This window comes from Paenibacillus sp. Soil766, assembly GCF_001428105.1.
GTDB lineage: Bacteria > Bacillota > Bacilli > Paenibacillales > NBRC-103111 > Paenibacillus_E.
The window spans coordinates 20,666-33,106 of record NZ_LMSJ01000039.1; the positions used below are offsets into that span (position 1 = coordinate 20,666).

At 48.0% G+C, this 12,441-nt stretch carries 10 protein-coding genes; all 10 read right to left on the reverse strand.

The window, feature by feature from the left end:
- Positions 1–74: 74 nt before the first annotated feature.
- Positions 75–503, reverse strand: coding sequence for a TolB family protein (locus tag ASG89_RS37935; protein WP_235549941.1), 429 nt, complete (start codon positions 501–503; stop codon positions 75–77).
- A 6-nt stretch (positions 504–509) separates the two neighbouring features.
- Positions 510–977, reverse strand: coding sequence for a TolB family protein (locus ASG89_RS37940; protein WP_235549942.1), 468 nt, complete (start codon positions 975–977; stop codon positions 510–512).
- Positions 978–1,072: 95 nt separating this feature from the next.
- Entirely contained in the window at positions 1,073–3,130 is a 2,058-nt protein-coding gene (locus tag ASG89_RS26695) for a heparinase II/III domain-containing protein (RefSeq protein WP_057314116.1), read from the reverse strand.
- Positions 3,127–3,897, reverse strand: coding sequence for an SDR family NAD(P)-dependent oxidoreductase (locus tag ASG89_RS26700; RefSeq protein ID WP_414813292.1), 771 nt, complete (start codon positions 3,895–3,897; stop codon positions 3,127–3,129). The genes ASG89_RS26695 and ASG89_RS26700 overlap by 4 nt, the downstream gene beginning before the upstream one ends.
- A 40-nt stretch (positions 3,898–3,937) precedes the next feature.
- The gene (locus tag ASG89_RS26705) at positions 3,938–4,975 is read right to left on the reverse strand and encodes an SGNH/GDSL hydrolase family protein (protein ID WP_057314119.1); all 1,038 of its coding nucleotides are present in this window, start codon (positions 4,973–4,975) and stop codon (positions 3,938–3,940) included.
- A gap of 416 nt (positions 4,976–5,391) precedes the next feature.
- Positions 5,392–7,197, reverse strand: coding sequence for a sensor histidine kinase (locus tag ASG89_RS26710; protein ID WP_057314121.1), 1,806 nt, complete (start codon positions 7,195–7,197; stop codon positions 5,392–5,394).
- Entirely contained in the window at positions 7,197–8,210 is a 1,014-nt protein-coding gene (locus ASG89_RS26715; protein ID WP_057314123.1) for a response regulator, read from the reverse strand. Before ASG89_RS26715 ends, ASG89_RS26710 begins: the two co-directional genes overlap by 1 nt.
- An 81-nt stretch (positions 8,211–8,291) precedes the next feature.
- Positions 8,292–9,881 (reverse strand): extracellular solute-binding protein, encoded by a 1,590-nt coding sequence (locus tag ASG89_RS26720; protein ID WP_063868177.1) that lies wholly within the window; start codon positions 9,879–9,881, stop codon positions 8,292–8,294.
- Positions 9,882–9,989: 108 nt separating this feature from the next.
- Complete coding sequence (locus ASG89_RS26725) at positions 9,990–10,868, reverse strand: carbohydrate ABC transporter permease (RefSeq protein WP_057314125.1); 879 nt, start codon at positions 10,866–10,868, stop codon at positions 9,990–9,992.
- A gap of 27 nt (positions 10,869–10,895) precedes the next feature.
- Positions 10,896–11,861, reverse strand: coding sequence for an ABC transporter permease (locus ASG89_RS26730; protein WP_414813293.1), 966 nt, complete (start codon positions 11,859–11,861; stop codon positions 10,896–10,898).
- Positions 11,862–12,441: the final 580 nt, after the last annotated feature.

A 12,441-nucleotide genomic window follows, 5' to 3' on the forward strand; every position in this document is an offset into this window, starting at 1 on the left:
CTAGATAGACACAAAAACGCCCCGCATCCACTCAATTGAATGGAACGGGACGTTCTTCGTCACTTATTTTGTCATTATAAGGAAATTTCTGGTGATTGACTAGTTAATTTATAGCTGACAAACGCTAATTTCTGGCTATCCGGTGACCACGAGTTGACGTTGATTGTCCCTTGTCCACCAAACAGCGAAACTAGGTTCCGAGAAGTGCCCCCTGTACTTGCCATTAATCGGATTTCAACCTCTTTATTCGGAGGATGCGAATTGGGCTCGACATCTCCCTTACGATACACAATATAGGCAACCGTATTACCGTCTGGGGATACGTGCGGAAACCAATTATTACTGGGCTCATCGGTCATTTGTGTCTGCTCACTACCGTCCACGTTCATTCGCCACACCTGCATCAAGCCAGATCGTGTAGAATTAAACCAGATATGCTGACCATCTGGAGAATACTCAGGACCATCATCAAGTCCAGGAACATCTGTGAGCTGTCGCTCCACACCCCCTTAAACGGGAATTGTGTAAATATTGTACACGCCATTTCGCTCCGCACAATAGGATAATTCGCGACCATCGGGAGACCACCCATGCAGATAGCTTGGGGCCATTGCTGTAATCAACGTAGGCTGACCGCCAGCTAATGGAAGCACATAAATGCGTGACTGACCGTCTTCCTCTGTATGATGACTAACCGCAATCTGCGAATTATCCGGGGACAGCACATGATCATTATTACACCAATCCGCATAGTCCGAATTGATCACTGTGCTCTGACCTGTAGCAATTTCGTAGGTATAAAGCAACCCACTTCGGTTATAAATGAGACTTTCACCATCACTCGTCCAGTTCGGCGCCTCAATCAAATCATCGAATTCGGCCAATACATGACGTTCCCCCGTGCCTACATCCACAATTTCAAGAAAACTGGTAACATGCCGCTCTTCCCGCTTGCGAGGCTTTTGCAACGTATTCATTGGGTTCACCGTCCTTTGTATTTCCATCATACTCACTCCTCAAAAGGACTGTCAAATCTCACCAAAACGCAGCTTTCCCTAGCAAAAAAGAGCCGCTAAACAATCAGCAGCCCTTGCTCTGGTATAAGTTGAACGGTCGTCGTGCGACCATCTGCGGTAATGCCTAATCGATTATCAGCAAAGCAGTAGGCTAGCATCGCCCCCGCTCCAACACGATACACATGGATGAAGCTCGCATACTTACTAAATTGGCGATGAAGCAACGCAGTTAGCGGTACGCTAGGATCGATGGAATGGCCAGGCGTTCGAACCGTCAGCAGCTCTTGGCCTGGATGCGCCAATGCCGTTTGATGGAGCTGATCACCGTTCTTAAGCAGATACTTCACACAAACATTCGATTCCTCAGGTGAGAAGCGCCCCACTATAGGCAACTCTGGCAAGTTTGGTTGGATGTGAATAGGCGGATAGATGGCTTTGTCAGCAAAAGAGAGTTCTACCAGCTGCTTCGATTGAGGCGCAGCTATGGGATGCATCCACCACTCGATTGACTGAGGATCCTCGCTTGTGAGCGTAACCTCGAACCAATCCAACAGCCAGTCACTCGTTAAAAGGAGATGACGATTCAGCCTGCAGCCGAAGTAGGCTGTATCACTTTGCAGCCACGCGTAGGTGGTCGCTTCCGTTTGTTCAAAACGCAGACACCGCCCCGTATGCTCATCTTGCGATTTACCACCTAGTGAAACCGTGTTATGACTGGCGGTTTCACTAAACCACGGTCGCAGCGTGGACCCATACGGAACTACGCCGAAATCTGGCGTAAGTGTTTGACGCTTATGCATCAAAGTCACATGCAGTTTGTCGAGGTGTCCGTGAGCACCACCGTGTTCTCCAAAGTCCACAAGAAAAGAGAGCGGGTTATCCGCATGCCTCCCGACAACAAAACCGGATGCTGGCCAAAGCTTTGAACCGCGTGGCTTCATGAGGGCCATGGGGGTAATTTCTAAGGATGGTGTAGCCCCATAAAGCAGTGCTTCAAGTCCGCAGCGCGAGCCATCCGCTGAGCCCATCTGCCGATAGGCCTCGCGCAGAATCGGCACGAGGCCTTCCACCGCATAGTGGTTCAGCCCCAGCTCGGCCACTTCTGCGATTTCGCGGGCGTATGGTAGCCGCTCCATCGGGCCGTCGTGCAGCGCTGGCAGCACGCCTTGGTCATCGGCGAGCTCCGCCAGCGCCTCTACCATGCCGCGCATGGATTGCCCTTGCGAACCCTCACACGCGTACAGATCCTTCTCACATCGCTTCGCCATCTCAGCGAAGATCAAATACGCCCGCAGCACGAACACGTGGTAATACGTGCTGCCTTCGAACTCTATCTGATCCTGTTTCACGCCAATCGAAAGATGATGACGGAAGCCGCCCTCGGCCTCAATCAGCGCTTCAAGCTCATGCCGCTCCCCTCGGGCGGCATACACACAAGCGAGCGATGCATTCAACCAAGCGGTATAGTTGTTCTCCGCATTGTTCCGCTCGTGGATCAATATTCGGCGATACGCACGCATACTCTCTTCAAGCAGATGAAGGAACTTATCTACCTTTTGCTGCTCATCTGAGCTAAAGACTATCCCTTCATCCACCAACAAGACATACGCCCGAATCAGCGTCGTGGACCAAATCGACTCCGTCAGCGCTTGATGAAACGCGCGCCCCTTCAGCATCCAAGGCTGCGCATCGGGATGCACAGGATAGAGCGGAAACTGCGCCGCATACTCCACGATCAGCCGCTTGCTCAGCTCGGCATAGGTGTAGTCGCGCAGCCCCGCATACACCGCAGCCGCTTGCAGTGCAATCCGCGCGAGCAGCTGGTGCTTATACACCAGCCAGGCGCCTCGGTGCTCGGCGCCTTCCACCACACAGCCGTGCGGACAATGAAACTCCGTCGCATCGGCTGCCAAAGGATCGAACAGCAGCTCCGTATGGTGCTGCTGACACACATACTGATGCCACCAACCGCCTGGCTCCAGAGGAATGATCAGGCTGCCAATAGCCTGCAGCCCATCAATCTCTTCCTTCAGCGAGTTCGCTACCTCACTCGTCCACGCTAGGCGCTGCACCTTCGCGCCAATCGATTCTCTCAGCTTAACGGCATCATTCATCGCATCATCATCCCGCCGTTAACTTCAATCGTTTCTCCGGTTAGGTAACTAGCAAGCTCTGATGCCAAATAGAGAACTGCACCAGCCACATCCTCTGGTGTGCCCTCGCGCCCAAGTGGAATGCTACCGATGGTAGCCTGACGTGCTGTGTCACTCGTGAAAGTCGCGTGGAACATCGTGTTGCCAATAAAGCCAGGCGACACGTTATTGACGGTGATGCCACTTGCTGCTACCTCTTTGGCAAGTCCCTTCGAATATGCCATCACAGCAGCTTTGCTAGCCGCATAAATGCTGGAGCCAGGGCCACCGCCGTTATAGGCAGCAACCGATGACATGTTAATAATGCGACCGGCGCCTTTATCTGTCATGCCGGGCAGCACTCTTTTGCACATAAAAACCGTGCTTTTCAAATTCACATTCATGATGCGCTCATACATCTCCTCAGTCATCTCTGCGTTCGGCACACGCTGCACCAAATGACCCGCGTTATTCACCAGAATGTCGATGGAACCGCCAAATGCCTGCTCAACCTCGTTCACTAGCCGATCAATTTGCACGGGATCCGTCACATCCGCTTGCACAAGAATAGCCTCTCCACCAGCCGCACGAATGGCCGCCACCGTTTCTTCGCCCTGAGCTATGTTAGACAGGCAATTCACGCCAACCTTCGCCCCATTTGCAGCCAAGGCTTGCGCAATCGCCCGTCCAATCCCCGCATTCGATCCTGTTACAAGTGCAATTTTCCCATTTAATTTCATTCCATGCATATGATTCCTGCCTCCTATTATTTAACTTTGTATATGTTGATCAAACTTGTGCAGCCAGCAACATATCCACAGAAGATCGTAAAAACCCAGCCAATTGTTCACCCATCCGACTATGTCCATAATCCGAGGGATGAATTAAATCACTTGTCAAAGAGGTAAAATCAATCATGATCTGCGACCCATCTAACAGGGTCAAATTCGGATGCTGACGACTCTCCACATATCGCTTTAGCACATCATTAAATTGCTCTTCAGCCCTACGAAATGGATGTGTGATATCGTGAAAATACGTGGCCCGATTCGGATATATCGTAGTCACAAGGATCGGTTTAGAAGGGTGGTTACGGATGATCCCATCCAATAAATAAGTCGTGCGATGCTGAAATTCCTCAATACTCACCGTCCCCCTCATATTGACGCCAAGCTCCAGATAGGCCAAATCCCAATCATTCCGCTCCGCCAAATGATCTGCCAATTCTGGCTCACAGTAGCAAGACCCGCTGAGTCCTAGATTCAATACATCTATGTCAAGACGGCGGGCCGCCTGCTGGACATAACCGTTATAATGACTTAACGCACCTGCTCCTTGTGTAATCGACGAACCGTAGGCGAGCATGGTCAATTGCGGTACTTCCTGTCGCTCTGGCGGCCTAATCGCAAAGCCATAAGCATCTATGTCATAAAAAATCGCCGTAAACCGGTCGCAATAAATACGCCACACTTTTGAAGAAAACGCGACATTATCCAGTAACGCAGGCGGTACCTCCGCAAATCTTTCTGGTGCTTCCAATTGTAAAGTGGTGATGGCGCCAGCCTTCAAGTCATATGCCGCATGGAAAAAATCGCCTTTAAACACGAGCACACGTCCATCCTTTTCTTGCGCAGCCATCGTCAGCTTGATACTCTTTGCCTCTGTCACGAATCGAATTTCACAGCCGCTAGACTCGGCAGCTTTTGTTCGGCCTTTTTCAGTTAGCGATTCACGAACTTGCTTGGGAAAGCGCTGGAGCCTAAGACCAGGCAAATACGCTCTCGATTCCAACTCCGAAACATTATGAAACGTCACATTCTCCAGCATCGCTTCTCTCCACGCTTTCTCTCTATGTTGAAATAGGGGGCTGACGGAAACACCGTTAGTATTCGACTCTAAAGCCAATTATAGATAGGTCCGCCGTTGAAACACATGATCGAATTTAAGCAGCATTGTGTTTTTTTAAACAGTGCGCCCGTTTGATCTGGATTTCGCAACAGTAGCGGACGCGCAAATTTAGCTGCTGATGGGATTGTGTCTTGGAGCAGCATATACAAAAGCCCCGCTCCCTAAGTGGGGGGCGGGGCTTTTGGGGCGAGGCTTTTGGAGTGATGCTTTTGGGGTGGCGCTGCGAGAGTAGAGCTGCCAGGCAGGGTTGCACAATGCTTGGCAAGGCACCTTCACCGACGAGCCTAAGCTCTGCATCTCGAGGCATCTTGAAGTTTACCCCAGAGCCGAGCCCCTCACGTCCCTATATTCGGAAACCGAATATAGATCCGTGTACCAACGCCGAGCTCGCTTGCGATGCTCAGGCCGTATTGCTCGCCGAACACCAGCTGGATGCGGCGGTGTACGTTCATCAGGCCGATGCCACCACTGTTGCCGGCACCCTTATGCAGCTTGGCTTCCGCCAATTGATTGGCGCTCAGTTGCTTATTTAGTGAAGCTAGATGCTCCGGCGTCATTCCGACGCCGTTATCCTCGAGAACGATGATCAGGTCATCGTCCTGCGCCCACGCATCCAGCCGAATATAGTGATGCTCCTCGATCCCCTCGGCGAACCCATGCTGGAAAATATTCTCGATGAGCGGCTGCAAAGTGAGCCTAGCCGTCTTCTTCAAGAAGAATTCCGGCGGAATTCTTACGTCTAGCTCGAACTCCCGCCCCACCCTGTGCTTCATGATCGTCATGTAGTTCAGCACATGCTTGAGCTCATTGACGATCGCCGTCTCTTCGATATGTGTCTGCACCGAGTAACGGAACATCGTTGCTATGGCATCCACAATCTCCGTAATTTCGGTGGATTGCTGAATGACGGCGTAGACGATAATATTTTCCAACGTATTGTACAGAAAATGCGGATTAATTTGCAGCTGCAGCGATTGCAGCTCGGCCTTCTGTCTCTCTAATTCAGCGTCCTTCTTACTAAGCTCCGTTCGGTACAAGGTGTCCATTAATTCCGACAAGGAAACGACCATTAAATTGTAGCGCTGAATCAACTCATCCAGCTCATTATTTGTTTGCAGCTGGGGGATTTTCACCCAGTTACCCTTTTCCGTTTGGCGCATGCCATTTTTCAAAATTTGAATCGGCTTCGTAATATTTCGCCCAAATCGATACGATAGCAGCAAGGCCAACAGCAGCGTAATGCCCCCTACCCAGAAGGCGGAGTAGCGAATACTCGATAAGGGCCGATTAATATCCGCCGTCGGAATCGACACCATGAGGTTCCAACCCGTATAAGCTGACTTGGAGCTGACGACCATACGCTCTCCTCCGAACGAAGAATCCTTGAAGGATTTCAAGTCATTCCCTTCTATTTTCGCCATAAGCGCCTTGTTCACGGAAGTACCGATTCGCTGCTTGTCGGGATGATACACGATGCGCCCGTCATTATCAACAATGGCAAAAAAACCGCTAGGCCCCAAATTGATCCCTTTCCACAAGGTCGCAAATTCGTCCGCCTTAATCTCAATCGCTAGAATACCCTTGAACTCATTGAACACTTCACCATGGATTTTGCGCGCCAACGTGATAAATTGGTTATTACTTTCGGAGAATACACTATTGCTAATAATCGTCATGTTGCCTTGGGGATCCGTTTCTTTGTCCAACTCCTCCATCGTAAAGGCAGGTACCGGATCTACAATTGACTTCAACGCAGGATTCTCATAGTACACCAAGTGATCGAAATAATCAGCCAAGTAGACGGTCATAATCTCCGGCGACTTAATAAAAAGCGGATTGATGACGTTATCTATCAAGCTATCCGTGAATTGATAATACTCGTAATCGCCCGTTGGCGGGTCGTCGACGAACTTTTTGACGGAACTATTGGTAAAAAGCGATAGATGTGCGCGCTCATAATTTTTCAAATATAAATCCGTATGGTTGACCGCGTTCGATACAATCTCCGTCAAATGCTGCTCGGTTTGCTCCTTCAGCTTATTCGACGAAATAAAGTAAGAGGAAAACCCGATCGACATAACAGTGATCAGAACAATAGCGGCCACATAGGCAAAAATGCTGCGTGCTAACGATGGCTTCATTATTTGATCCCCATCATATGCCGATATTCAAGCGGCGAGAGACCTGTGACTTTTTTGAACATTCGGGAAAAATGTGGGTAGTTCTCATAGCCGATCTCATAAGCGATATCGTTCGTGCGGTAGTGCGGCATTTCCAGCATCCGCTTCGCCAACTCAATTCGTTTGGTAATGCGATATTGCACAAAGGTTTCCTTGAACACCTTCTTGAACAGCAAGCTCAAGTAAGGCGGTGTAATGCCCAGATATTCAGCAACGTCCTCTAGGGAGAGACTATTCGTGATGTTGGCATCCATGTAAATTTTCGCTTTCTGCATGAGATCCTGACCACCTCGCTGCAGTGCCAGCTCATCGATCATCTTCATAATTTGCTCCTGAAGCTGCAGGAAGTAAGCCATCATATCTGTTGTATCGGTCATTTCTTCCGTTTTGGGCTGAAAGCTGCGAAGGGATAATCGCTTTTTGATCATTGGCAGGCAATCCTGCAGCAGCTGAATGAACTCGGTATCCGACGTGGAAGCCGACATGCAATACAACCGCAATTCCTCCAAATGCGCTTCTACCTCATCAATTCGCAGCGTCCAGATGGCCTCTACAATTTTCTCAATCCAATCCTCATACTTGGAAATGGATAAAATCGCATGACCGCTCTGCGCAATCAGCTTCGTCAGCAGATCATGGATTTTGACCGGCGTAAACGGTTTCAATAAATATTCTTTGACCCCGTAAGACATACCCGCCTGCGCATATTCGAAGTCACCATAACCTGAAATAATGACCTTCTGGATCAACGGATATTTCTCATTCACCTGCTTGCACAGCTCAAGCCCATCCATCTTCGGCATACGGATATCTGTAAATAGCAGCTGCGGCATCGATTCCTCGATCATTTGCAGCGCCTTCACACCATTGCTAGCCGTGCGTATGGAATCAAATTTATGTGAATGCTGCTTTAACATAATAACCATGCCTTTTAGAATAAGCGGTTCGTCGTCTACAATCAGAATTTGCTTCATCCAGCCGCCCTCCCCTATGGCAAAAAACATTTATCCTCAACCCGAGAATAAATGCTTTCTACCCAATGCACAAGCTCTTTTTTAGTCACCCATCACGATGCCTTCTTTTTTGTTGTAACGCTCAGTCGCTTCCTTAATGATTTCATTTCCACCTTTGGCTTTCCAATCTTCTAGCGCTTTCGGCCAATCGGAGATCGGTTCCTTGCCGTACACCATTTTCAGCATATGATCTAGAATGACCGGTGGCATATCGGAGAACTTCAGACCAGCATCTGTAAACTTCGCCGTCGTTGTAAGTTCCGGTGCGAAGGAGATCCCGTTTCTTCCCTCTTTGGTCACGATGGTATCAAATTGTGTAATTAGCTTTTTACCATCTTCGGTTGTGTTCAAAAGTGTTCTGTTCAGCGCCGTATCTTCAACAAGTCTCAGCATAACGGAACGGAACTGCTCTTCAAGTGTGCCTTCTGGTGTTGTCGGTTGTTTGTAAACGACTTTATTATCCTGCATCGTGTATGTGTCGCCTTCAATTCCGAAGTTAAAGAATCGATCTCCCTGTTCCGTCACCATGTAGTTCATCATTTTCACAATCGCGATCGCTTTCTCTTTGCTAACCTTGCTATTAATGTAGGACAATCCGCCTGTGTAGCTGTATTTCATCATGCCACCCTTGCCATCGTCACCGACAGGAGACGGAATAATGACGACTTCTGATTTGGCATTCGCAGGCTTTGTTGTACTAATCCAATTCATCAACAGGTTCGCATTGTGATTCCATACCCCTGATTTACCTGCGTTAATATTGTTCGTCCATTTGTTGCCGTCAAGACTCGCGAAGTCTTTCGCCATCAAGCCTTCATCGTACATCGTCTTGTAGACGGTTAGTGCTTTCTGCATCGCTTCCACTTTGAAAAACTTCGGAACAACTTGATCACCGATTTTCTCGAACATCGTGCTATACGGCATTACATCATAGGCTCCAAAAATCATGTCGGAATAGACAAAATCTTTCCGGAAGGCATACGGTTCAGCAACACCATTCTTCTTCATGGCCCGCAGGACGTTGAGGAAATCGTCTACGGTCTTCGGTACTGGCAGCCCTGTTTGATCTAGCAAATCTTTACGGATAAACGTAGCACGACGGCTTGCATTGGATAAATATTCAGGGATCGCATAGATCTTGCCGTTATACTTCACTTCATTCCACGCTTGCTCCGGAATCGCTTTCAATAAATCTTTGCCATACTCTTTGAGCAGATCATCCAACGGCATGAACAGTCCGCCCTTGATCGCTCCACTCATATCTGGCCCCTGTGGGAACATCCCTTGGATCGTATTCATGACATCCGGCAGATCCGTGCTGGCGAACATCAAGGCTGTCTTCGGTTTGAACTCCGCATGAGGTACAAGGCGCAGATCAAGCTGTGTATTCGTCAATTCGCCTAGCTTTTTCACCCATTTATCATTGTTGATGTCTGTGCTGCCGAGCGCATATTTATTTAAGGAGTCACTTAAGGAGATGGAGATTTTCACCGGTGCTTGCGGTTTTGCGGAACTTGCAGGGCTTGCTGAGCTTGCACTAGTTCCAGTCGTACTCGTTGAAGAATTGGAGCAACCCGCGATAACCGCAACCATTAGCGTCGAGACGAGACCCGTTTTCAACCAAGCTTTCATTGTATATCCCCCTAATCGATATGTTGTTGATTCGTGATCATCTTATCGTGAAAGAAAAACTTGGAACATTGTGTTTTTTAAGCTCAGTTGATCTTTATTATACAGATTTTACGATTTTATCGAGCCGATTAACATCCCTTTGATGAAATGCTTTTGCAAGAAAGGGTACACCAACATAATCGGAATTGTCGCAATCACGATAACGGCCATCTTCAGTCCTTCAGGAGATAAATTAGCGATATCCCCTGCTGTATTGGCTAAATCGGAGGAATCCGTCACGACAAATTCACGTAATTTCACTTGGAGTGGGAACAGCGCACGATTGTTGATAAAATAGAGCGCATTCGAGTAGTTGTTCCACAACGCCACTGAATAAATGATACTCATCGTCGCCATCGCTGGCTTCGAAAGCGGCAAAATAATGCTCCATATCGTGCGAACCTCCCCAGCACCGTCAATCCGTGCGGACTCGATCAGTTCATTTGGAATGGACAGAAAGAAAGAACGCATTACGAACAAGTTGAAAGCACTGATCGCCCCAGGCAGCATTAATGCCCATAAGCTATCGAGCAGTCCGAGATTACGAACGAGCAAGTAATTAGGAATCAGCGGAGCATGAAAAATCATCGTAATCAGCACGAGCAGCAAAATATATTTGCGCTCTCGATATTCATTTCTAGACAGTGGATAGGCTAAACTCGCCGTCATGACAAGAGCGATTAGCGTACCAAAAACAGTAATCATGACGCTTACACTAAAAGCGCGCCAGATCGCGATTTGTTTCAGTACCGTGACGTAGTTATCCAGCGTGAATTGAACAGGCCATAACACGACCTTCCCCGCACTGAGTGCAACAGGTCCACTGAAAGACTGGGCGATAATATTTAATATGGGCAGCACCATAATTAAGCTGATTAGAATGAGCCCGATCGGATTCAGCATAGATATAGGGCTTGGTTTATGCAAGGCTGACTTGCTATTAGACATACGTAGGCGCCTCCTTTCTTCGATAGGTTAGTATAAGCCTTCGCCAGTTGCTTTTTTGCTGAACATATTAGCCGTTACGATGAGAACGAATCCGATCACCGACTTAAATAGGCCAATGGCTGTCGTGTAACTGTATTCCCGCTGAATTAGTCCCACGCGATAAATGTACGTATCCAAAATATCCCCCTGCGCATTATTCAAAGGATTCAAGAAAACGAACACACGTTCAAATCCTAAGTCCAGGAAATTTCCAATTTGTAAAAGAAAGAGAATCGTGATCGTCGTTAAAATACTAGGAATCGTAATAGCCCATGTCTGTTTCCATCGTGTTGCCCCATCCATTTGCGCTGCTTCGTACAAGTCTGGATTAATTCCGCTCATCGCTGCCAAATAAATAATGGTACTCCAGCCCGCATCGCGCCAAACGCTTGAACTGACGATAATTGTTCGGATGAAGGAATCCTCACCCATGAAATAAATCGGTTCATGTCCGAACAGCGTCACGATATAGTTAACGACACCGCTTGTCGGATTTAAGATTTCGATCACAATGCCTCCGACCACCACCCAAGACAGAAAGTGAGGTAAGTACACGGCTGTCTGGACGAAACGCTTGAAAAACTGGTTGCGCAGCTCGTTCATCATAAGCGCTAGTAGGATCGGTATTGGGAAGGCGAAGAACAAGGTGTAGAAGCCGATAGCCATCGTGTTTTTTAAAATGCGCCAGAAATCCGCGTACTCGAACATGCGCCGGAAATTGTCCAAGCCCACCCAATCGCTTTTCCATATCCCGGCGAAAATACTGTAGTCCTGAAAGGCCATCACGGACCCCGTCAGCGGGATATATTTGAAGATTAAAAAGTAAACAATGCCCGGAATCGACAGCAGGTACAGCACCTTATAGCGATTGTAATAGGTCAATAACCCCGTTTTTCTCACCATTTGCTCATGAGGAGGCTTGCTTAGCTCCTGCTTAACCTCTGAATAGCTCATGTTCTCCATCACCCTATCGTCGTTGTTATGTTTGAAGTGTACCGTAGGCGAGCCGAAAGAGGGATACCGTGAATTAAGGGCACTTATCTTTTTTTAATATTTCTCTCTACTCCTTTCCCCATCTCCACTATCCGAGTACGCTAACAACACCTCTTAGTAATTTTATCCAGCCCACTCATTTCGCCATTTCCACCGTCAAGCTCCATAGTTTCCCCTTAGTCACTTTCACTTAAGTAGCTTAGATTTGAAGTGACTGCTCCACCCCAGTGCCTCTCTGCCGTAATAACTGGATTTCCTCCAGCTAATTCCGCTCATTTCGCTGGGGAATCAGGATTAACTGGATAATGTACATCTAAATTTGGCCATACACACCGTATTGAGCTAAATCAGTCGAATTACCTACATGTTTTACACTAGCGTTGCATCAAAGCTAACACGAAAAAATAATTCAATTATTTACTATTTATGTAATTTTATATTATATTTTCATGGACAATGCATAAAAAAATCTCCAGTGTAGAGATGTAGGGACCTAATCCATACATCTCATACAAAGGAGAACACGGACTTTGAGTGTATC

Excerpts from the sequence above, each read along its gene's own strand:
- ASG89_RS37940 (WP_235549942.1), bottom strand. The coding sequence starts at position 977 with ATGAATACGTTGCAAAAGCCTCGCAAGCGGGAAGAGCGGCATGTTACC.
- ASG89_RS26695 (WP_057314116.1), bottom strand. The coding sequence starts at position 3,130 with ATGAATGATGCCGTTAAGCTGAGAGAATCGATTGGCGCGAAGGTGCAG.
- ASG89_RS26700 (WP_414813292.1), bottom strand. The coding sequence starts at position 3,897 with ATGCATGGAATGAAATTAAATGGGAAAATTGCACTTGTAACAGGATCG.
- ASG89_RS26705 (WP_057314119.1), bottom strand. The coding sequence starts at position 4,975 with ATGCTGGAGAATGTGACGTTTCATAATGTTTCGGAGTTGGAATCGAGA.
- ASG89_RS26710 (WP_057314121.1), bottom strand. The coding sequence starts at position 7,197 with ATGAAGCCATCGTTAGCACGCAGCATTTTTGCCTATGTGGCCGCTATT.
- ASG89_RS26715 (WP_057314123.1), bottom strand. The coding sequence starts at position 8,210 with ATGAAGCAAATTCTGATTGTAGACGACGAACCGCTTATTCTAAAAGGC.
- ASG89_RS26720 (WP_063868177.1), bottom strand. The coding sequence starts at position 9,881 with ATGAAAGCTTGGTTGAAAACGGGTCTCGTCTCGACGCTAATGGTTGCG.
- ASG89_RS26725 (WP_057314125.1), bottom strand. The coding sequence starts at position 10,868 with ATGTCTAATAGCAAGTCAGCCTTGCATAAACCAAGCCCTATATCTATG.
- ASG89_RS26730 (WP_414813293.1), bottom strand. The coding sequence starts at position 11,861 with ATGAGCTATTCAGAGGTTAAGCAGGAGCTAAGCAAGCCTCCTCATGAG.